The organism is Xanthomonas sp. NCPPB 3582, from assembly GCF_041475735.2.
In the GTDB taxonomy this organism is placed as follows: Bacteria; Pseudomonadota; Gammaproteobacteria; order Xanthomonadales; family Xanthomonadaceae; genus Xanthomonas; species Xanthomonas codiaei.
On the sequence record NZ_CM192968.1, the window covers coordinates 2,213,164 to 2,233,064 of the forward strand.

Annotated in this window: 18 protein-coding genes and 1 tRNA gene; 9 read left to right on the plus strand and 10 right to left on the minus strand. The window is 66.1% G+C overall.

Annotation, left to right across the window (positions count from 1 at the left end; all coding sequences use genetic code 11):
• The first annotated feature begins 122 nt into the window (after window positions 1-122).
• The 3 genes from ACCQ05_RS09350 to ACCQ05_RS09360 all read left to right on the plus strand — a co-directional run bounded on the left by ACCQ05_RS09350 (window position 123) and on the right by ACCQ05_RS09360 (window position 1,629).
• On the plus strand, window positions 123-758 hold the full coding sequence (locus ACCQ05_RS09350) for a glutathione S-transferase N-terminal domain-containing protein (RefSeq protein WP_039407816.1): 636 nt from the start codon (window positions 123-125) through the stop codon (window positions 756-758).
• A gap of 78 nt (window positions 759-836) precedes the next feature.
• The gene (locus tag ACCQ05_RS09355; RefSeq protein ID WP_104540311.1) at window positions 837-1,277 is read left to right on the plus strand and encodes a ClpXP protease specificity-enhancing factor; all 441 of its coding nucleotides are present in this window, start codon (window positions 837-839) and stop codon (window positions 1,275-1,277) included.
• Window positions 1,278-1,308: 31 nt separating this feature from the next.
• Complete coding sequence (locus tag ACCQ05_RS09360) at window positions 1,309-1,629, plus strand: hypothetical protein (RefSeq protein WP_228964555.1); 321 nt, start codon at window positions 1,309-1,311, stop codon at window positions 1,627-1,629.
• 217 nt (window positions 1,630-1,846) lie between these two features.
• Here the strand turns inward: ACCQ05_RS09360 and ACCQ05_RS09365 are convergent, their stop codons facing one another.
• Window positions 1,847-2,212: a DUF3301 domain-containing protein gene (locus tag ACCQ05_RS09365; RefSeq protein WP_104540310.1), complete on the minus strand. Its 366-nt coding sequence runs from the start codon at window positions 2,210-2,212 to the stop codon at window positions 1,847-1,849.
• 343 nt (window positions 2,213-2,555) lie between these two features.
• Here ACCQ05_RS09365 and ACCQ05_RS09370 point away from each other — a divergent pair, with 343 nt between their 5' ends.
• On the plus strand, window positions 2,556-6,950 hold the full coding sequence (locus tag ACCQ05_RS09370) for a DEAD/DEAH box helicase (protein WP_372393593.1): 4,395 nt from the start codon (window positions 2,556-2,558) through the stop codon (window positions 6,948-6,950).
• Here the strand turns inward: ACCQ05_RS09370 and ACCQ05_RS09375 are convergent.
• Window positions 6,890-7,510 carry a DNA-3-methyladenine glycosylase gene (locus ACCQ05_RS09375; protein ID WP_372393594.1) on the minus strand — a complete coding sequence of 207 codons (621 nt, stop codon included), beginning with the start codon at window positions 7,508-7,510 and terminating at the stop codon, window positions 6,890-6,892. The two genes, ACCQ05_RS09370 and ACCQ05_RS09375, sit on opposite strands and share 61 nt — an antisense overlap.
• Before the next feature lie 299 nt (window positions 7,511-7,809).
• Between ACCQ05_RS09375 and ACCQ05_RS09380 the strand changes: the two genes are divergently transcribed.
• Together ACCQ05_RS09380 and ACCQ05_RS09385 are read left to right on the plus strand one after the other, a co-directional pair.
• Window positions 7,810-9,468, plus strand: coding sequence for a methyl-accepting chemotaxis protein (locus ACCQ05_RS09380; protein ID WP_104540307.1), 1,659 nt, complete (start codon window positions 7,810-7,812; stop codon window positions 9,466-9,468).
• Between the two features lie 11 nt (window positions 9,469-9,479).
• A complete protein-coding gene (locus tag ACCQ05_RS09385; RefSeq protein ID WP_104540306.1) occupies window positions 9,480-9,989 on the plus strand; it encodes a chemotaxis protein CheW in 510 nt (169 codons plus the stop codon).
• Between the two features lie 408 nt (window positions 9,990-10,397).
• Here ACCQ05_RS09385 and ACCQ05_RS09390 read toward each other — a convergent pair whose 3' ends face one another.
• From ACCQ05_RS09390 to ACCQ05_RS09410, 5 genes are all read right to left on the minus strand, one after another.
• Window positions 10,398-11,465: a GGDEF domain-containing protein gene (locus ACCQ05_RS09390; RefSeq protein ID WP_372393595.1), complete on the minus strand. Its 1,068-nt coding sequence runs from the start codon at window positions 11,463-11,465 to the stop codon at window positions 10,398-10,400.
• 192 nt (window positions 11,466-11,657) lie between these two features.
• The gene (locus ACCQ05_RS09395) at window positions 11,658-11,834 is read right to left on the minus strand and encodes a hypothetical protein (RefSeq protein ID WP_372393596.1); all 177 of its coding nucleotides are present in this window, start codon (window positions 11,832-11,834) and stop codon (window positions 11,658-11,660) included.
• Window positions 11,835-12,107: 273 nt separating this feature from the next.
• Window positions 12,108-12,341, minus strand: a complete 234-nt coding sequence (locus ACCQ05_RS09400) for a helix-turn-helix transcriptional regulator (protein WP_011347765.1) — start codon at window positions 12,339-12,341, stop codon at window positions 12,108-12,110.
• Window positions 12,342-12,547: 206 nt separating this feature from the next.
• A complete protein-coding gene (locus ACCQ05_RS09405) occupies window positions 12,548-13,456 on the minus strand; it encodes a ParB/RepB/Spo0J family partition protein (RefSeq protein ID WP_372393597.1) in 909 nt (302 codons plus the stop codon).
• A 197-nt stretch (window positions 13,457-13,653) separates the two neighbouring features.
• Window positions 13,654-13,902 carry a helix-turn-helix domain-containing protein gene (locus ACCQ05_RS09410; protein WP_425508947.1) on the minus strand — a complete coding sequence of 83 codons (249 nt, stop codon included), beginning with the start codon at window positions 13,900-13,902 and terminating at the stop codon, window positions 13,654-13,656.
• Window positions 13,903-14,064: 162 nt separating this feature from the next.
• Here ACCQ05_RS09410 and yecR point away from each other — a divergent pair, with 162 nt between their 5' ends.
• Together yecR and ACCQ05_RS09420 are read left to right on the plus strand one after the other, a co-directional pair.
• A complete protein-coding gene (gene yecR / locus ACCQ05_RS09415) occupies window positions 14,065-14,391 on the plus strand; it encodes a YecR family lipoprotein (RefSeq protein ID WP_372393598.1) in 327 nt (108 codons plus the stop codon).
• A 40-nt stretch (window positions 14,392-14,431) separates the two neighbouring features.
• Complete coding sequence (locus ACCQ05_RS09420) at window positions 14,432-14,854, plus strand: hypothetical protein (RefSeq protein ID WP_040941190.1); 423 nt, start codon at window positions 14,432-14,434, stop codon at window positions 14,852-14,854.
• A gap of 65 nt (window positions 14,855-14,919) precedes the next feature.
• Here the strand turns inward: ACCQ05_RS09420 and ACCQ05_RS09425 are convergent, their stop codons facing one another.
• The 3 genes from ACCQ05_RS09425 to ACCQ05_RS09435 all read right to left on the minus strand — a co-directional run bounded on the left by ACCQ05_RS09425 (window position 14,920) and on the right by ACCQ05_RS09435 (window position 16,889).
• Complete coding sequence (locus ACCQ05_RS09425; RefSeq protein WP_279583837.1) at window positions 14,920-16,149, minus strand: tyrosine-type recombinase/integrase; 1,230 nt, start codon at window positions 16,147-16,149, stop codon at window positions 14,920-14,922.
• A gap of 175 nt (window positions 16,150-16,324) precedes the next feature.
• Window positions 16,325-16,400, minus strand: a tRNA-Ala gene (locus tag ACCQ05_RS09430).
• Window positions 16,401-16,487: 87 nt separating this feature from the next.
• On the minus strand, window positions 16,488-16,889 hold the full coding sequence (locus ACCQ05_RS09435) for an H-NS histone family protein (protein WP_372393599.1): 402 nt from the start codon (window positions 16,887-16,889) through the stop codon (window positions 16,488-16,490).
• Between the two features lie 392 nt (window positions 16,890-17,281).
• Here ACCQ05_RS09435 and ligD point away from each other — a divergent pair, with 392 nt between their 5' ends.
• Window positions 17,282-19,861: a DNA ligase D gene (gene ligD, locus ACCQ05_RS09440; RefSeq protein WP_372393600.1), complete on the plus strand. Its 2,580-nt coding sequence runs from the start codon at window positions 17,282-17,284 to the stop codon at window positions 19,859-19,861.
• Window positions 19,862-19,901 lie beyond the last annotated feature (40 nt).

Here is a 19,901-nt window from a genome sequence, read left to right on the forward strand (position 1 = left end):
CGGCCCTATCACTCTTGGCTTTTGCGTGACGTGATTGCACACTCGATAGACCGTGGTGATGGTCGGCGTTGGGCCGGCCGCGCCGATGCGGCCGGCGGATTCCGGTCGTCGGAGAGCCTTGAATGGCGACGAGTGTGCGTATGCGCAATACCTTGACCTTGTTTTCGTCCAACGATGACGTGTTGTGCCACCGGGTTCGTCTGGTCCTGGCGGCGAAAGGGGTGACCTACGACCTGGTGCCGGTCGACCCGCAGAATCCCCCCGAAGATCTGATCGATCTCAATCCCTATCACTCGGTGCCGACCCTGGTCGAGCGCGACCTGGTGCTGTACGCCGCATCGGTGGTCAGCGAATACCTGGACGAGCGCTACCCGCATCCGCCATTGATGCCCGTCGACCCGTTGTCGCGTGCGCGGCTGCGTCTGGCGATGCTGCGCATCGAACACGATTGGGTGCCGCAGGTGCAGGCGATCCAGCTCGGCAACAAGACCCAGGCCGAAGCCGGCCGCAAGCGCCTGAAAGAACTGCTCACCGCATCGGTGCCACTGTTCAAGGCCAGCAAGTTCTTCCTCAACCCGGAAATGAGTCTGGCCGATTGCGCGATGGCGCCGATCATCTGGCGCCTGGATGCGCTGGAGATCGGCTTGCCCAAGGATGGCAAGGCGATCGAGGATTATGGCAACCGGATCTTCCGCAATCCCGGTTTCATCCGCAGCCTCACCGAGCAGGAAAAGAAGCTGCGCGATCTGCCGGGCTGATGCGACGGCTGTATGCCAACAGACCGTGTTGCGACTGCGTGGCCGCCGCTGCAGGCCGTGTCCGGGTAAAATGACGTCATGAGCGAAGATTTCCCCCGCATGACCAGCCATCGCCCGTACCTGCTGCGGGCCTTGGTCGAATGGATCAACGACAACGGCATGACGCCGCACGTCCTGGTGGACGCAGGGCTGCCCGGTGTGCAGGTGCCCGCCAGCGCGGTCAAGGATGGACGTGTCGTCTTGAATATCGCCGAGCGCGCCGTGGTCGGGCTGCAGGTCGATAACGAAGGCGTGAGCTTTACGGCGCGCTTTGGCGGCGTGAGCCACCCGGTGATGGTGCCGATGGCCGCCGTGCTGGCGGTGTATGCGCGCGAGACCGGGCAGGGCATGGCGCTGCCGGACGACATCCCTGGCACCAGCAGCGAGCCGCCGGATCCCGACACGCCGCCGCCGAGTGCGCCGACCCCGGACGAGCCGCCCAGTGGCGGCAAGCGTCCGCATCTGCGCGTGGTCAAGTAGGCCGGCCGACATGCGCGACGGGAGCGTTCCGGTGCAGGTGGAGCGCTCCCGTCATGTCGATTGCAGCGAGCCGGATGCGTCCGGCGCGTACGACTACTACTACGAGTACGACCTCTATCGCTTCACCGATGGCGTGGCCTGCCTGATCGCGCGCAGCTATACCGATACGCCCGACGAAGCGCACTTGCTCAGCATCGACGTGGGCGGAAAGTCGCGGATGTTGAAAGCGGCCGATCTTGCGCAGCCGTTGTGCGTGTTCGCCCAGTTGCATCTGCACCGGGAAGGCAAGCGCGAGCTGCGCTGGTTAAGCGGCAGGGGCAATGGCTATGAGCCGGTCCCCCCCAGGGTTTGACGCCTGGCGAGTGAACGGCGTGGACGTGCAGCATCCGCCAGGCGCCGGATCTATCTCACTGCGCCCATCGTGGCGATCGCCAGCAGCCAGGCCCGGCAAACCGCCGGACTGCCTGGCGGATCTGTCCGTTCGATACCGGTACTGCGCCTTGCTGTAACACTTTGGCGGCGTCCGGCGCACCTGCGCCCGCGCCGCATGCATTGCACCTTGCGTCGTGTCATTCCAGGCGCTGTTGCTCGGGGTGCAGCGTGCGCACGCTGGCCACCTGCGGGCCGGTGAAGGCGATCAGTCGATCGCCGCGCAGCACCAGCTTGCCGCTATGGCGATCCACGCCGTCGTAGGAATAGTCGAAGCGAAAGGTCCGCTCGAACCCGAGCCAGCCGGTGGGCATGCGGCAGAGGCGGATGCCGGTGGAATGCACGCTTTGGTCCAGCCATTGCACATCGGCGGCACGGCAGGCATTGCGGCCCAGCACCTCGGCACGCTCGGCGGCGGCGCGCGAGGAATTCCAGAACGCGACGATCGCCGCGCCGACGATCATGAAGACGATGAGACTGGGCATGCCGCCAATGTGCCATGGCATCGCCCACCCGACAATCGCAAGGCCGTGGATCTGCGCTGATCGACGCAGCGATGTCGGGGGGGCGGCATCGGGCTCGCTCGCATGACCGGCACCCCTCGCGCCGCGGCGGAGGATGGCCTCGCCGTCGTGACGCTGCCTTCTCGAGGTTGCATGGGGAGCGAGGGAGGGGAGCGGGGGTGGCAGCAGACGCCCGTGAATCCGTTCACCACCGCTGCAGATGCCGGCTTGCATCCGCGCCGCAGCGGCGCCACCTCACTGAGACATTCCCGCGTTGAATTTACATTTCCGCGTTGACCCCATTCGGCCTTCCGCCCGGGTGGGCCTTCCGCGACCGGTATCGCCCATGCACCCTGTTCTGCAGAACTTTCATCCAGTGGTCGCCGGCTGGTTCGCGCAGACCTTTGCGGCGCCCACACCGGCGCAGGTTGCGGCGTGGCCGGCGATCCAGGCCGGGCGGCACACGCTGGTGGCCGCGCCCACCGGGTCGGGCAAGACCTTGACCGCGTTCTTCGCCGCCATCGATGGCCTGATCCGCGACGGCCTGGACAATGGCGGTGCGTTGCCGGATCAAACCCGGGTGGTCTACGTATCGCCGCTGAAGGCCTTGTCCAACGACATCCATCTCAACCTGGAGGCGCCGCTGCAGGGCATCCGCGCGGCACTGGCTGCCAATGGGTTGCCGGATGTGGCGGTGCGCACGGCGGTGCGTACCGGCGATACGCCGCAGCGCGAGCGCGCGCAGGCGCGGCGGGTGCCGCCGCATATCCTGGTGACCACGCCCGAATCCCTGTACGTGCTGCTGGGGTCGGCGTCCGGACGCGATGCGCTGCGGCATGTGCGTACCGTCATCGTCGACGAGATCCATGCAGTGGCCGCCGACAAGCGCGGCAGCCATCTGAGCCTCACGCTGGAGCGGCTGCAGCGCCTGGCCGAGCGGCCGGTCGTGCGGGTAGGACTGTCGGCCACGCAGAAGCCGATCCAGACGGTGGCGCAGTTCCTGGTCGGGGTGGGCGAGGACGGCGTGGCGCCGCAGTGCGAGATCGTGGACATCGGCTACGCGCGGGCGCGCGACCTGGCGCTGGCCTTGCCGCCCACGCCGCTGAGCGTGGTGATGTCCAACGATCAATGGCTGCAGGTCTATGCCGAGGTGGCCGCGCTGGCGCAGCAGCATCGCACCACGCTGGTGTTCGTCAACACCCGGCGCATGGCCGAACGCGCCGCGCGGCATCTGGGCGAGCTGCTCGGCAAGCAGCGGGTGGCCGCGCACCACGGCAGCCTTTCGCGTGAGACGCGCCTGCTGGCCGAACAACGGCTCAAGGCCGGCGAGCTCACCGTGCTGGTGGCCACTGCCTCGCTGGAGCTGGGGCTGGATATCGGCGATGTCGATCTGGTGTGCCAGCTCGGTTCGCCGCGCTCGATCGCCACCTTCCTGCAACGCGCCGGACGCTCCGGACACAAGGTCGGCGGCACGCCCAAGGCGCGCCTGTTTGCGCAGACCCGCGACGAGCTGGTCGAATGCGCCGCGTTGCTGGACAGCGTGCGCCGCGGCGAACTGGATGTCCTGCGCATTCCGCTGGCGCCGCTGGACGTGCTGGCCCAGCAGATCGTGGCCGAAGCGGCCTGCGAGGACTGGGACGAAGACGCGCTGTTTGCGCTCGTGCGCCGGGCATGGCCGTTCGCGCAGCTGAGCCGCGCCAGCTTCGACAGCGTGGTGCGCATGCTGTGCGATGGCTTCAGCACCCGGCTTGGCCCGCGCGCGGGCTATCTGCACCGCGATGCGGTGCATCGCCGGTTGCATGCGCGGCGCGGTGCGCGCATGACCGCGCTTACCTCCGGCGGCACCATTCCGGAAACCGGCGACTACAGCGTGGTGCTGGAGCCGCAGGCCGACAAGATCGGTACGGTGAATGAAGATTTCGCGGTGGAGAGCCTCACCGGCGATGTGTTCCAGCTCGGCAATGCCAGCTACCGCATCCTGCGCGTGGAGGCCGGGCGCGTACGCGTGGAAGACGCCAAGGGCGCGCCGCCGAACATTCCGTTCTGGCTGGGCGAGGCGCCCGGGCGCAGCGACGCGCTGTCGGTGGCGGTGTCGCGCCTGCGGGGCGAGATCGCGGCCCGGCTGGACAGCGCTCCGCATCCGGCCGCGCGCGCCTGGTTGTGCGATGAGCTGGGCATGGCGCCGGAAGCGGCGCAGCAGGTGGTGGACTATCTGGCGCAGGCCTGCACGGCGCTGGGTGCCATGCCGACCCGCCAGTGCCTGGTGATGGAGCGTTTCTTCGACGCCAGCGGCGGCACCCAGCTGGTGATCCATTCGCCCTATGGCAGCCGCATCAATCGGGCCTGGGGGCTGGCGCTGCGCAAGCGCTTCTGCCGCACCTTCAACTTCGAACTGCAGGCCGCCGCCACCGAAGATGCCATCGTGTTGTCGCTGTCCACCAGTCACAGTTTCGCGCTGGAAGACGTGGGCCGTTACCTGCATTCGTCCTCGGCCGAGCACGTGCTGATCCAGGCATTGCTGGATGCGCCCTTGTTCGGCGTGCGCTGGCGCTGGAATGCCACCAATGCGATGGCGCTGCCGCGTTTTGCCGGCGGCAGCAAGGTGGCGCCGCAGCTGCAGCGCATGAAGTCCGAAGACCTGCTGGCCACGGTGTTCCCGGACCAGGTGGCGTGTGCGGAGAACCTGGTCGGCGAGCGCGAGGTGCCGGACCATCCGTTGGTGGCGCAGACGCTGGAGGACTGCCTGCACCAGGCCATGGACAGCGAGGGCTGGCTGCAGGTGTTGCGTGGTCTGGAATCCGGCGCGATCACGTTGCTGGCGCGCGACCTGGCGGCGCCATCGCCGCTGGCGGCCGAAGCCTTGAATGCACGCCCATATGCGTTCCTGGACGATGCGCCGCTGGAAGAGCGGCGCACTCAGGCGGTGCAGAGCCGCCGCTATACGCCGCAGAGCAGCGACGATCTGGGGCAACTGGATCCGCAGGCGATCGCGGCGGTGCGCGAAGAGGCCTGGCCGCAACCGCGCGATGCCGACGAAATGCACCAGGCGCTGGTGGGCCTGGGCGTGCTGCCGGTCGAGGAAGCCAGCGATCCATCGTGGCATGTCTGGCTGGCAGCGCTGGTCGCCGATGGTCGCGCCAGCTGCCTGGCGATCGACGCCGCGCCTGCACTGTGGGTGAGCGCCGAGCGCATCGCCTGGTTCATGCCCTTGTATCCGGATGCGGCGGCGCAGCCGCCATTGCAGGCGCCGCTCGACTGCCAGGTGGCAGAGTGGCAACGCGATTGGGCCGTGCGCGAGCTGCTGCGTGGACGCCTGTCGGCAGTCGGCCCGGCGCCGCTGCCGGCGCTGGCGCGCGCGCTGCGCCTGCCCGAGACCGACGTTGCACCGGCGCTGGCGGCGCTGCAGCGCGAAGGCTACGTCATGGCCGGGCGCTTCAGCGCGCAGGCAGCGGCGGACGAGTGGTGCGAGCGGCATCTGCTGGCGCGCATCCATCGCTACACCCTGGGGCGGCTGCGGCGCGAGATCGAGCCGGTGTCGCAGCGCGACTACGCACGTTTCCTGTTCGAATGGCAGCACCTGGACAGCGCCGGCCGGGTTGCCGGCCCCGATGCGCTGGCCGGGGTGGTAGGCCAGCTGGAAGGCTTCGAAGCGCCAGCGGCGCTGTGGGAAACCGAACTGCTGCCGGCACGCGTGCGCGACTACCAACCGGCGTGGCTGGATGAACTGTGCACCGCCGGCCGCACCGTGTGGGCGCGGCTGCGCCCGGGTGGCGGCCGCAGCGGCGCCGCGTTGCGATCGACCCCGATCGTGCTGCTGCCGCGACGGCAGGCGCAGCGCTGGAGCAGCCTGGCGCGCGCCGCCGACGAGGAACCGCTGGGTTCGCGCGCGCAACGCGTGGCGGAGGTATTGCAGCAGCAAGGCGCGCTGTTCTTCGATGAGATTGCCGATGCCGCGCGCCTGATGGGCACCGAGCTGGAAGACGCACTGAGCGAACTGGTCATGCGTGGCCGCGTGCATTGCGACAGCTACGCCGGGCTGCGCGCGCTGCTGGTGCCGGCGTCCAAGCGGCCGTCGGCGTTGTCGCGCCACCGCCGCCGCGCCAGCGCGCTGGGCATTCGCGATGCCGGCCGCTGGGCGCCGGTGCGTGCATTGCCGGACCTGCCGCTGGCCGAAGCCGGCGAACGCCACCAGGACATGCTGGAACACGTGGCACGCACGCTGCTGCGCCGCTATGGCGTGGTGTGCTGGCGGCTGCTGGAACGAGAAGCCGCATGGCTGCCGCCGTGGCGCGAGTTGCTGCGCATGTATCAACGCCTGGAAGCCCGCGGCGAGATCCGTGGCGGCCGTTTCATCTGCGGGCTGTCCGGTGAGCAGTTCGCGCTGCCGGAGGCGATTGCCGCCTTGCGCCGCGTGCGCGCGCAGGCACCGCAACACCAATGGGTCTGCGTCAGCGCAAGCGACCCGGCCAACCTGCTCGGCAGCCTGCTGCCCGGCGAGCGGGTCGCGCGGGTGCCGGGCAATCGTGTGGCGTACCTGGACGGCATGCCGATGGCGGTGTGGGTGGCCGAGCGCTTCGAGGCGCTGCAGGCACTCGACGCCGAGCAGGGCGCGCAGGCGCTGAAGTTGCTGCAGCGCGGGCCCGGCGCTGCCGAACCGACGCCGCTGCAACAATGGCTGGCTCAGCCGCCCGCCAGCGCGGCGCGCGCGCCGCTCACGCGCGCAGGCGGCCGCGACAGATAGCGGCTATCGGGCACCACCCAGCGCCACGGTGCCTCGACCGCCTTGCGGATGCCGATCCGTGGGGTTGCCAGCGGCGCAGCCGGTGGCGGCATGCCGTCGTCTTCGATCCACAGCCGCGCTGCGCTAGCGGTCAGGTCCAGTCCGTTGTCGGCCGCGCTCACTCCAAATGCCTGCGCAAGCCGGCCGGGCCCGGTAGTCAGCACCTTGGTGGGCACGCCGCCCCGCGCGGCCTGCATGGTGTCCATGCCGTCCACCGGCTCCAGCGCGCGGATCAGCACCGCATGCCCGGGCGCGCCGCCGCAGACGGCGTTGATCGCCCAGTGCATGCCGTAGATGAAATACACGTACAGGTGGCCGGGAGCGCCGAACATCACCCGCGTGCGCGGCGTCATGCCACGGAACGAATGCGCCGCCGGATCCTCGCTGCCGCAATAGGCTTCCACTTCGGTGATGCGACCACGACGGCCGTCATCGCTGGCAAGCACCTTGTTGAGCAGGCGCGGGGCTACCTCGCGCGCATCGTGGTCGTAGAAATGGCGGGGCAGGGGCGTGATCGGCATGCGGCAAGCCTAGCGGTGTGTTGGTGATGTCGCTGCGGACTGTCCCGGACAGACGACGGATGGGGGTAGGAATTTTCCGAATGCAGACGCGCAAGAGCGTTTGCCCTGTCACAAAAGCGCAGATCCAGTTGGCTGAATGGGCGCGTAACGGCGGTGAACGTCTCAAGCGCGTTTTGCCATCGCCGATAGCTATAGGCGATCGGTTAGACCAGTCGCCTCGCCGCCATCGGCACGCACAGCACCGTCGGTCGTCCATGCAGCGCATGTGGCCCACGCATCATTCTCACGAGAACTCCCCAATGTTAGGCAACTTCAAAATCGGAACCAGGCTGATCGTGGCGTTCCTGATCGTTTCGGCGATCGGCGCATGCATCGGGTGGGTGGGCTATTCCAACTCCGGCCGCATCAGCGACCTGTCGACCTCGCTGTATGAGCGCGAATTGCTGGGCCTGTCCAACGTCAAGGAGGCCAACATCAACCTGATCTACGCCGGCCGCGCGCGCGCCAACCTGTTGCTGGCCAGCAGCGCGGAAGAGCGCCAGTCGCATGTGCAGAACATCGACAAGTACACCGCCAAGGTGGTCGAGCACATGGCGCGTGCGCGCGAGAGCTTCCAGACCGAGGAAGGCAAGAACAAGCTGGCGCAGTTCGATCGCGCCTGGCAGACCTATCTGGACGAGCGTGGCCGTTTCATCGAAGCGGCCAACCGCGAAGCGCTGCGCGAAGCCAATCCCGAGCTTGCCGCGCTTTCGCGTGCGGTGCGCGCCAGCTCGGACGAAGTGGATACCCTGATGACCGACCTGAGCGGCCTGCGCGAGCGCAGCGCGGCCTCGGCCAACGCCGAAACCGGCGCCATCCATGCGCGCAGCTCCAAGCTGTTGATCGCCATCATCTGCAGTGGCGTGCTGCTCGGCGCCATCCTGGGCGTGGTGATCAGCCGCAGCGTCACCGGCCCGATCCGGCGCGCCGTCTCGGTGGCCAACGGGCTGTCCGAAGGCGATCTGACCATGCAGATCGATGTGCATGGCCGCGACGAAACCGCGCAGCTGCTCGAAGCGATGCGCACCATGGTGCAGAAGTTGTCGCAGGTGGTGGGCGAGGTGAATACCAGCGCCGAGACCCTGGCCAGCGCCTCCGAAGAAGTCAGCGCCACCGCGCAGTCGCTGTCGCAGGCGGCCAGCGAACAGGCGGCCGGCGTCGAGGAAACCAGCGCCTCGCTGGAGCAGATGACCGCCTCGATCAGCCAGAACACCGAGAACGCACGCATTACCGACGGCATGGCCACCCAGGCCGCCAAGGAAACCATCGAAGGCGGCGAAGCGGTGGTGGCCACCACCCAGGCGATGAAGCAGATCGCGCAGAAGATCGGCATCATCGACGACATCGCCTACCAGACCAATCTGCTCGCGCTCAATGCCGCCATCGAAGCGGCGCGTGCCGGCGAACATGGCAAGGGCTTTGCAGTGGTGGCCGCCGAAGTGCGCAAGCTGGCCGAACGCAGCCAGGTGGCCGCGCAGGAGATCGGCGAAGTGGCCAGCTCGAGTGTGGAACTGGCCGACCGCGCCGGGCGTTTGCTCGACACCATCGTGCCCAGCATCAAGCGCACCTCGGATCTGGTGCAGGAGATCTCTGCCGCGTCCGAAGAACAATCGTCCGGGGTCAGCCAGATCAATTCGGCGGTGGTGCAGTTGAGCCAGACCACCCAGCAAAATGCCAGCGCCTCCGAAGAACTGGCCGCCACCGCCGAGGAAATGAGCGCGCAGGCCGAGCAACTGCAGCACAGCATGGCGTTCTTCCGCCTTGGCGGGCAGGGGCCGGTGAGCACGCCGCCCAAGCGCGGCAAGCAGGTCGCCGCACGGCCGGCACGCGTGGCAGGTGCGCGCGGCTGGCGCAGCAGCGCGGCGCCGGCCTACGCGATGTCCGAGGGCCCGGACGAAGGCCAGTTCGCTCGCTTCTGAGAGATCGATCGATGACTGCAAACACTCCCGATGCAATGCCCGGCGACGCCGACGCGGCCGCCCAGTACCTGACCTTTCAGCTCGATGGCGAAACCTTCGCCACCAGCATTCTGGGCATTCGCGAAATCATCCAGTACCGCACCCCGACGCCGGTGCCATCGATGCCGGCCTGCGTGCGCGGGGTGATCAACCTGCGCGGGGCGGTGGTGCCGGTGGTGGACCTGCAGGCGCGGCTGGGACGCGCCGACAGCGCCATCAACAAGCGCAGCTGCATCGTGATCCTGTCCACCGAGCAGCCACAGGGCACCCAGGTGATCGGCGTGCTGGTGGACGCGGTCAATGCGGTGATCGAGCTGGCCGAGCAGGACATCGAAGCGGCACCGGCGTTCGGCACGCATATCCGCCGCGATCTGCTGCGTGGCATGGGCAAGGTGGGCGAACGTTTTGTGGTGCTGCTGGACATGGAACAGGTGCTGCAGGTGGACGAGATCGCCGGCACCACGGAGGTACTGGCGGCCTGAGCGTCGCCCGGTGATGCCTGCCGCGTGCTGGCGATGCGGTCGCCTGGGATGACACGAGCGCGGTGGCACCCGACCCATGCCCGGCAGCGGTCTGCCGGCACTCCGGGACAGGCAGTGTGGTGGGCACGTGGGCATCTGGTGCCGGCCCGAGCCCGGGGTACGGCGGATGCGACCGACTACCGGCGCTGCGCGCATCGGGCGGTGAGGTCGGCCAGGCGCAGAGTCCAACATCATCGCGGTGGATCCTTGCGCGCTGAACCACCTCGCCAGCGGGTGCCTGCGTGTTCGGCGCGCGCCGAGCGCGCTTGCGAAAGCGACGCCGCGACTGGGCCGAACCGGCCTCGCGCGTGCGGCCCGGCTACTCCACGCAACTGCACCTCGCCAAGGCACGCCTGCACGCGGCCTTGCTCAGTCGTGCAACTGCCATCCGGTAAAGCGCTGTACGCGGTTGCGCCCGGCGTTGATCGCCAGCTGCAAGGCATGCCGTGCGCGCGCCAGCAGTGCGTTGGTCTCCAACGCATCGTCCGAAGTCGCTTCCGCCAGCCCTGCGCTGATGGTCAACGCGCCGGCAGGCCATGGCGCATCTTCGATGGCCTGGCGAATCCCGTCGATTGCGCCAAGCGCGCCAGCCGCCGGGGTCGTCGGCAGCGCCGCGCACAGCCGGTCGCCACTCAGTCGCGCGACGATGGTGTCCTGCGGCAGGCGGGATTGGATGACGCCAGCGGCCTGTATCAAGGTCGCTTCTGCAGCTGCCACACCGGCTTGCAAACGCTGCCGTTTGAAGCCATCCAGGTCGATCACTGCCACGCTCAGTGCTCGCTCCGGCGCGATCGCCAGCAGCGCTTGTTCGAGCCCGGCGCGGTTCCACAAGCCGGTACTTGCATCGCGTAGCGCATCCAGTTCGACCAGCCTGGCGGCACGTCGCAATTCGATGCTGTCCACCACCTGGCGGGCCAGCGACCGCAATGCATCGCGCTCGGCGCCGGACAGGCGCCGCGGCGCGCGATCCAGCACGCACAAGGTGCCCAGCGCGATGCCGTCGGAGGTGAGCAGCGGCGCACCGGCATAGAAGCGGATCTGCGGCTCGCCGGTCACCAGGACATTGTCGACAAAGCGCGGGTCCAGGTGGGTATCGGCGACCTCCATCAGCTGATCCGGCGCAAGGATCGCGTGCGCGCAGAACGAGAGCGATCGTGGCGTCTCGCTCGGCTGCATACCCACCCGGGACTTGAACCATTGCCGCTGCGAGTCGACCAGCGAAACCAGCGCCATCGGCGTGCGGCATGTCGCTGCGGCAGTGGCGGTAACGGCGTCGTAGGGCGGCTCGGGCGGCGTATCCAGCAGCTGATAGTCATGCAGTGCGGCCAGGCGCTCGTCTTCGTTGGCCGGCAGGCGCGCGCCCTGACGGGCGGCAAAGTCGCCCGGCAGCAGGCTGGCGTGGACCAGGTTCAGCGCGGGCGCGTCTGGAATCTGCATGCAGGACCTTCCAAGCAATGCGCCGGCGGCGCCGTCAGGAGATGGATGGAGCGCAGCAACGCCGGGAACGTTTGTTCGAAAGTGCCGACGCCGCGCGTCGGCCACCCCAGCGGCCAACGCCCGAACCGATCTTGCCACAGCAATAGCGCTGCCGATGCGGTCGTGTCCGCAATCGGTCCAGCCAGCGAGCGGTTATTCGCTCTGGTCGTGTTGCCGTTTGGGGCGCCGGCTCTGCTCGTCGTGCACCTTCAGGTCTTCCTGGCCGGGGCGTTGCTTGGCGGCGTCGTCCTGCTTGCGCGATTCGCGGCTTTCGGCAACGCCGTGGGCATCGTCGGCGACATCGTCGGGCTGGCGTGGATGCTTGCTCATGGCTGCGGTCCTGCGTGATGGTTGCAGCCACGGTAGCGCGCGTGGTGTGATCCCGGCGGCATGGCGCGCAACTGGCCGCGCGCCGTCCGCCACTGCCGTGCCGCCTGCCTGGAAGGCGCTGGGCCCACAGCAAAAAGCCCCGAACGCGGAGGTTCGAGGCTTCAGGCTTGATGCGGTGGGCGGAAGGCTCCCGAATAATACCTGCAAGTGGCTGTAATGCAATAGGTATTTCCGATGCGGTGAGCGCTGTTACCGCCATAGTTACCGCCAAGCTCATGCGGCTAGGCCCTGCGTACCATTGCGTGCGTCTACCGCTGCACTCATCCATGCGGCCACTTCGGTGGAGACCCAAGCGGCAATGTTGCCACCGGGGAATTGTACTGGCTTCGGGAACTTGCCCGCAGCGGCCCAGGCATAGAGCGTGGATTTGCTGACGCCGACGGTCGCGATGACCTCGGGCAAGCGCATGAAGTGATACGGCAGTGTCGTCTGTGGTTGAGTCGTCATGGCTTCCTTGAAATGAGAAAGGCCCGCTGCATGAGATTGCAGCGAGCCTTTGGGTTGGTGTGGTGCCTGCCCTGGGCAGCTTTCCCCGGAGGGGGCGGCGTGGGGGCGGCTGGGCCTTGGATGGTTGAAGTGACTGCCGCGTAATTTCGCAGCGAAAATCTTGTTTCTTCTCCCGCCGGCAGTGCGGTCAAATCAGGCTGGGGCTGTCAGTTGTCCAGATGTGCCGGTTGCGCTGGGACAGCGGGTGTCCCAATTGGGACAGGGTGGCGTGCTGGGCTGAAGGGAGCAAGAAGCTCCACCGATGCGAGTTGATCTGTGGCACTCACCTCGTCGTTCGCCAGCATCTCAAGCGCTCTGGCGCGCACGGCTGGGGATGAGCCATCCACGAGCTTGACTATGTGGCGGGCAACCTTCTCCGCTTCCCGATCTAGTTGCTGCTGGTCCGAGCTGGTCAGGCCTGTCTGCCAAGGGTTCTTGGCTTCGCGGACATGTCGCCACCTCGGCCAACCCGTGCCAGGGTCTATCGCTAGCGCATGAAACTCTGCAGCGATGACGTGCGACAGATTGGCAAGCATGCTGCTTACAGTGTTCTTGCTGATGCCAAATCGAGCAGCGACAGAGCGTAAAGATTCCCCTGCGGGAAGCTCGATAGTTCCTTGCTGTGTCAGAGCCGCAAGGTACTGCCAAGCCGCGTCACGGCGCTGCTCGTTGTGAAGTGCGAGCGATCTGCCGGTGCAGTTCACCAGCTTGGAAACAACCGGGGCCGTTCGCCAATCTAAGGCTAAAACACCCGCCGGAACTTGCTTTCTGCCTGCTTGTTGGTATGCCCTCAGGCGGTGGTGACCATCGACCACATACAAGCCAGTTTCTACCGGCTCGGCGCTACCAATGTCGGCGAGCCAAATCGGATCAAGCTGCTTATCCTCCGCCGCTTCCAGTACCAAGCGAAGCGTAGCAATGTGTTGCTCGCTGCTTTCCTCGGCTCGCCCTTTGTCCTTGAACGGTACCAAGCGGGCAACACGTGGTTGCAGAGCGTCGTGGGTTCGTATCTCGCCAATCTTGATCAGGCGAGTTTGGGCTTGTTTGAACTGTTCCATTACCGCGTCGTATTTCATGGTTGTCTCCTAATAGGTGTTCAAAGGAGACGCGCACAGCTTCCTGAGCTTGCTGCTACTGATAGGAGGCAGCTAATACTGGGTGCCAAGGTACGCGCCAACGAAAGATGCGTCCCTTCGCCGTAGGTGTACCAAAATTAGGTTGCCTTAAAAAATCAATGACTTATGGCTATGGCCTGATTGGCCGATACCTGAAGTTACCGAGCTTTGGTGGGGGATGTTGGCTCTAGCAAGCAGCTCGGATGCACGCCCAGCGCCTCGGCAAGGCGGTAGATGTTCAGTAGCGCGATGTTGCGCTGTCCACGCTCGACGCCGCCCAGGTAGCTACGCGCCAACCCGCTCTCCAAGGCAAGACGTTCCTGGGAGAGTCCCTTGGCCTTACGGACCTCGGCAAGTCGCAGCCCAAACAGGACACGGGGATCGGTTGGCATCGCTTTCTCTGGCATGTGAGAACGATGCGGTGGCAACCTCTATCGGACCACGCCCTATGAGGACACCCTCTATGAGTGACATAGGTGCCTGGCTCTTCTATCATTCCTTGGTGGAGCGCTCGGACAGCTCTGCGACTGCCCTGTACAACTAGGGTCCGAATGCCAAGGGGGTTCACCATGAAATTGAAGTTTTGCGGTGCGGCGGCTGTCGTACTGCTTGTCGGCGCATGTGCCACTCATGCCGACTGGCTGGTAACCAAAGCGAGCCGCGCAGATGGTGTGATTGCGCTTTCGTACGAGCGCAATGAGTTCCAGCGTCCCGACTTGAGCGAACAAGAGGCCGTCCAACTTGCCACTCAGAAGTGCAGGAATTGGGGGTACGAGGGCGCAGAGCCGTTTGGTTCGCAGAGTACCGAATGCCTGTCGCGCCGAGGATTCGGAAACTGCGGATCAAGGCGAGTGACCGTTGAGTTCCAATGCACTGGTTCGCCCAGTCAGCAGTAGCCACCGAAACGATACAGATGCCGTTGCCGCAGGAGGCGCAATGCTTGAGTTTATAGGAACGGTCGCGGTATGCGCAGCGGGTCTTTGGCTTGCGCGGTACCTGTGGAGCTTCTGGCGGTTCCGCCAAAGTATCAATGCCGTGGAGGCACTTGCTTCAGCAGTGAAAGCCAAAGCGGATTTCGTCGCAGCGGAAGCGGGAGCCGATGCCGCAGAGAAAACCTACTTTATTGCAATCTGCCTCAAGAGCCTTGCAGATTCCCTGAGTTACGGCAAGTTGGCTAACCCACTCATTGCGGGGGCTCAGCTTGAGGTGCTGGAAGGCATGATCGGATCGCCTGACGATGTGGCCTTCTACATGGGTAAGTCCGTGGACTCCATTACCGAAATGAGGCTGGGGCTTGTGCGTGCTCGCGAGTCGTTCGTCTTACTGCACCGAGCAATGGGTAGCAAGCCAATCGTTTGATGATTCTGGTGGCGTAGGCGAAGGGCGGGGCGCTCGGAAAAGATGCCCCGCCCACGGCTTATAGCTTACCCACGCGTCACTCTGTGCTTGAAGAGAACAACCTTGTTCGCAGGGTCAGCTTTCAATGTGTCGAGGTTGTCCGCCCAAGCCTGCATCATCTTGCGGCGTTCGTCCAAATACTGTGCTTGATTGTAGATGCCGCGCACTCCAGGCATCTTATGGGTTAGGGCGGATTCGATTGCATCGGGGTTCCAGCGGCCCATTTCGTTCAGTAGCGTGCTTGCCATGTGTCGGAAGCCGTGGATGGTGCTTTCGTCTTTCTCGATGCCGCAGCGTCGCGCTGCCACTAAAATGGCATTGCCAGACATGTGCTTGCGAGGGTCGCGCCCACCAGGGAAAACGAACTCGCCGCGTCCGGTAAGGGGGTGTAGGTCGCGCAGAATTTCCACTGCCTGAGTCGAAAGGGCGGCGATATGGGTGCGCTTGGTCTTGGTCACGAAGTAACGCCACTGTCCGGCGTCAAGGTCCAACTCCGCCCACCTCATGCGGACAAGCTCGCCGGGTCTGGCGAACAGCAACGGGGCCAGTCGCAGGGCACTCCTGACCACTGGCCGGCTGGTGCTTATGTCAATCTTCCGCAGCACGGTCGTCGCTTCCTCCGATGTGGTGGCAGCAGCGAACGGCATGGATCGCCAGGGAGTCAGCGCTCCTTTCAATGCACCTGTCGGATCGGCTTCGGCCCGGCCAGTACGCACTGCGTACCGAAAGACTGCGCCGCAGGTCTGCAAGGCTCGATGAGCAGTCTCGATGGCGCCTCGCTGTTCGATCCGCTCCAGGTGCTTCAGCAGTTCCGGGGCGGTGATGGCTGCGATGGGGCTGCTGCCGATCCAGGGAAAGATGTCGCTCTGCAAGCGGCGGATGATCTTGTCCGAGTACTGGGTACTCCAATCCTTCTGCTGCTTGGCGAACCACTCTCGGGCGACGACCTCGAAGCTGTTCGCGGCGGCGGCCTCGCCAGCGGCCTTGACGGCCTTCCGCTGTTCGCCGGGGTCGATCTTGGCCGCAAGTAGGCGGCGCGCTTCCGCCAGCCTCTCTCGCGCGTCCGTGAGGCTCACTTCCGGATAGGTGCCGAACGACAGGGTGTTGCGCTTGCCAGTGACCGGGCGGCGATAGTCGTAGCGCCACCAGCGTGCGCCGTCGGGTCGTAGCAGCAGATACAGGCCGTTGCCGTCGCGCAGCTTCTGAGGCGTGGCGGCGGGTTTCGCTTTACGGATGGCGGTATCGGTGAGAGGCATTGGGCGGCTCCTTGACGGTAACAGGGTAGGGGATGCCCTTGCTACCGCCAAAATTACCGTCAGCTACCGCCGGATTTGCGCGGTCTCGGCTAGACTGCCTCGGAAACAAAAAAGGCCGGAAAGCCTTGTGTCGCAGGGCTTTCTGGCCTCGTTTGCACCGTCTAGGACGGAAAGATGGTGGAGCGGAAGGGGATCGAACCCTCGACCTTCGCGATGCGAACGCGACGCTCTCCCAGCTGAGCTACCGCCCCACGTGCTTGGATTCTAACCACATGCCTTGCGGTTCGCCAAGCGAAGATCCGCCGCCGACCATGCTGAGGGGCACGATCGTGCAGGCATCACTCGCGAACCAGCGGGAACTTGAGGTCCGGGTTCTTGGCCTTCCATTCCTTGTACGACACCGACCCTTCCCACGCAGCAAAGGCCTTGGGGGTGCGGCCGCGGCCGGACCAGGTTTCGCCGGTGTGCGGCAGTTCGTACTTGGGCTTGACTTCGCTGCGGCCGCTCTTGACCACGTCCTTGCGCGCAGCGGTGGTGCCCAGGTAGGCGGCGATATCGTTGCGCTGCTTGGTGTTGAAGTGACCGGCAAACTGTTCGAGCAGCGACACGATGGTGGCATGCGCCGAGGAGGCTTCGCTGGCGCGCTCGGATTTCTCCTGTTCTTCCAGCTTCTGCAGCTCGTCCAGCAGTTTGGCCTTGGCTTGCGCGATGGAATCCAGTTTCGAAGAGGTATTGCTCACAGAGGTATGGCCTCGGAATAAGAGTGGAGACGCCGCCCTAGGGCGCGCGCCATTATGGCATGCGGCCCGGGGGCGGCCGTTGCCGGTGAATGGTGTGCAGCGCAGGACCGCAGCTCTTCACAGGCTCTGCTCGGCCGCTTTCGCATTGTCGCTGCGTGCATGTGCAGCTTACACGCCACGCCGGCGAACCCAACCATGATTAGACGCAAATGTGCGGTGCATGGCGCCCCGCAGGGCCACAGGCCCGCAGGTCGCAATTGCGGCACCAGCGATTGCAAGGCGGGTGCCCGGCGACGTACGCGCTTCGTTGCGGCCAAGGCCACAGGTCCCGAACGGCTGCTCGCTGCAATGGGAGCCTCGCCGGGCCGCATCGGCGCGCCTGGCATCGTCCCATGAGCCTGAGCGACTACCGCCGCAAGCGCCGCTTCGACAGGACCCGCGAGCCGGAGCCGGGCAAGGCGCTGCCGCCCGGCCGGCGCGCGATCTTCGTGGTGCAACTGCACCATGCCAGCCGTCGCCATTACGACTTCCGTCTGCAGGTCGGCGATGCGCTCAAGAGCTGGGCAGTGCCCAAGGGGCCGAGCTACGACCCCAAGGTCAAGCGCATGGCGGTCGAGGTGGAGGACCATCCGGTGGACTACGCCGGCTTCGAGGGCGAGATTCCCAAGGCCGAATACGGTGGCGGCCACGTGGCGCGGTTCGATCATGGGGTCTGGGCCACCGATGGCGATGCCGAGGCGCAGCTGGCCAAGGGGCATCTGCGCTTCGAGCTGTTCGGCAGCAAGCTCAAGGGAGGCTGGCATCTGGTGCGCTCCGGCAAGCCGGCACGCCAACCGCAATGGCTGTTGTTCAAGGAGAACGACGCCTATGCCGGGACCCTGGAGGCCGACGATCTGCTCGCCGACGTGACCGCGGCACCGGCCGAGGATGTACGCCGCGCCGGCGCCGGCAAGCCGCAGCGCAAGGCGCTGACCAGCGTGCCGCTGCCGCGCAAGGGCAGGCGCAAGTCGTGGTCGAAGCAGGCCCTGGCGTTGGCGAACGCGCGCACCGCTCATATGCAGGACGCGCCGTTTGCGCCGCAACTCGCCAGGCTGGGCCAGGCCCCGCCCGACGGTGAGCAGTGGTTGCACGAGATCAAATGGGACGGTTACCGCATCCTGGCGACGGTGACCGATGGCCAGGTGCGGCTGTGGTCGCGCAACGCGCTGGAATGGACCGACAAGGTGCCGGACATTCGCGATGCGATCCAGTCGCTGGGCCTGCGCTTTGCGCAACTGGATGGCGAGCTGATTGCCGGACGCGGCACCAAGCAGGATTTCAACCTGCTGCAGGCCACCCTGGCGGGCGAGCGCCAGATGCCGCTGGCGCTGGCGGTGTTCGACCTGTTGCATCTGGACGGAGTGGACATCAGCCAGGCGCCGTTGCGCGCGCGCAAGCAATTGTTGCAGCAGCTGCTGGCCGATGCATCGACAACCCACCTGGCCTACAGCTCGCACGTGGAAGGCGATGGGCAGCAGGCGTTTCGTGTGGCGGGCGAGCAGCAGTTCGAAGGCATCGTGTCCAAACGTGCGGACCGGCCGTACCACCCCGGTCGCAACGACGATTGGCGCAAGACCAAGCAGTTGGCAAGCCAGGACTACGCGGTGGTGGGCTACACCGCGCCCAAGGGCAGCCGTCGCGGATTCGGGTCGCTGTTGCTGGCCACGCCCGATCCGGTGCATGGCTGGTCGTATGTCGGCCGCGTGGGGACGGGATTTTCCGATGCGTTGATGGCCGAGCTGACGCCGCAGCTGGAAGGCGGCGGCCGTACGCCCTCCGTGCATGTGCCCACCGACGACACCGATCTGCGCGGCGCCAGATGGTTTGCGCCGCGGTTCGTGGTGGAGGTGGTCTATCGCGGTATCGGCGGGCAGCACCTGTTGCGCCAGGCCTCGTTCAAGGCGATGCGCCCGGACAAGCGCATCGCCGATCTGTCCAATGCCGACACCGCCGGCGCAGCATCGGCCGATGCGCAGCCGCCAGGCGCACGTGGCCCCTGGCGTGCAGCCAGGAGGGCCGCTTCGACAGCGCACACGGCAGCCACCGGCACGCCAGTCTCCACCGGCCTACCGGCGCTCTCCAGTGCGAACAAGCTCATCTACCCGGACATTGGCGCCACCAAGGGCGAGGTCTGGGAGTACTACCAGGCGGTCATGGAGTACCTGCTGCCGCAGATCGCCGGGCGCCCGCTGTCGATCGTGCGCTGCCCGAATGGCGCAGAAAAACCCTGTTTCTTCCAGAAGCACCACACCGCCGGGCTCGAACGTGTCAGCACGGTGAAGCTGAAGGAGGAGACCGGCAGCAATGCCGCGTATCTGGTCGTGGAGGATGCACCGGGCCTGCTGGAGCTGGTGCAATTCAATGCGCTGGAGTTCCATCCCTGGGGCGCGCATGCCGCGCGTCCGGACGTAGCCGACCGGGTGGTGTTCGATCTGGATCCAGGCCCGGACGTACCGTTCGCCGAGGTCAAACGCGCGGCCATCGATATCCGCACGCTGCTGGCGCAGCTGGAGCTCGACGCATTCCTGCGCGTGTCCGGCGGCAAGGGGCTGCACGTGGTGGTGCCCTTGAACCCCGGGTGCGAGTGGGACCTGACCCGGCGCTTCGCCAAGGGCTTTGCCGATGCACTGGCGCAATCGGAACCTGCGCGTTTCGTCGCCACCGCCAGCAAGCGCCTGCGCAACACGCGCATCTTTGTCGACTATCTGCGCAATGGACGCGGCGCCACTGCGGTGGCGTCGTATTCCTTGCGAGGCCGTCCGGGCGCGCCGGTGGCGATGCCGCTGGCATGGTCGGAGCTTCCCAGGCTGCACCGCGCCGATGCCTTCACCTTGCGCGAGGTACCGGACAAGTTGCGGCGCAGACGCAAGGACCCATGGGCGCAGATCGATCGCATCCGGCAGAACCTGGCACGCTGGGCGGCGCAGGAGTAGCAGGCGTTGCCGGGTTGGGCGACCGGCATATGGCACTAGC

Coding starts and splice junctions, on each gene's coding strand:
- ACCQ05_RS09400 (WP_011347765.1), bottom strand. CDS start 12,341: ATGACGACTCAACCACAGACGACACTGCCGTATCACTTCATGCGCTTG.
- ACCQ05_RS09350 (WP_039407816.1), top strand. CDS start 123: ATGGCGACGAGTGTGCGTATGCGCAATACCTTGACCTTGTTTTCGTCC.
- ACCQ05_RS09405 (WP_372393597.1), bottom strand. CDS start 13,456: ATGAAATACGACGCGGTAATGGAACAGTTCAAACAAGCCCAAACTCGC.
- ACCQ05_RS09385 (WP_104540306.1), top strand. CDS start 9,480: ATGACTGCAAACACTCCCGATGCAATGCCCGGCGACGCCGACGCGGCC.
- ACCQ05_RS09355 (WP_104540311.1), top strand. CDS start 837: ATGAGCGAAGATTTCCCCCGCATGACCAGCCATCGCCCGTACCTGCTG.
- ACCQ05_RS09365 (WP_104540310.1), bottom strand. CDS start 2,212: ATGCCATGGCACATTGGCGGCATGCCCAGTCTCATCGTCTTCATGATC.
- ACCQ05_RS09370 (WP_372393593.1), top strand. CDS start 2,556: ATGCACCCTGTTCTGCAGAACTTTCATCCAGTGGTCGCCGGCTGGTTC.
- ACCQ05_RS09375 (WP_372393594.1), bottom strand. CDS start 7,510: ATGCCGATCACGCCCCTGCCCCGCCATTTCTACGACCACGATGCGCGC.
- ACCQ05_RS09425 (WP_279583837.1), bottom strand. CDS start 16,149: ATGCCTCTCACCGATACCGCCATCCGTAAAGCGAAACCCGCCGCCACG.
- ACCQ05_RS09380 (WP_104540307.1), top strand. CDS start 7,810: ATGTTAGGCAACTTCAAAATCGGAACCAGGCTGATCGTGGCGTTCCTG.
- ACCQ05_RS09395 (WP_372393596.1), bottom strand. CDS start 11,834: ATGAGCAAGCATCCACGCCAGCCCGACGATGTCGCCGACGATGCCCAC.
- ACCQ05_RS09390 (WP_372393595.1), bottom strand. CDS start 11,465: ATGCAGATTCCAGACGCGCCCGCGCTGAACCTGGTCCACGCCAGCCTG.
- yecR (WP_372393598.1), top strand. CDS start 14,065: ATGAAATTGAAGTTTTGCGGTGCGGCGGCTGTCGTACTGCTTGTCGGC.
- ACCQ05_RS09410 (WP_425508947.1), bottom strand. CDS start 13,902: ATGCCAGAGAAAGCGATGCCAACCGATCCCCGTGTCCTGTTTGGGCTG.
- ligD (WP_372393600.1), top strand. CDS start 17,282: ATGAGCCTGAGCGACTACCGCCGCAAGCGCCGCTTCGACAGGACCCGC.
- ACCQ05_RS09420 (WP_040941190.1), top strand. CDS start 14,432: ATGCTTGAGTTTATAGGAACGGTCGCGGTATGCGCAGCGGGTCTTTGG.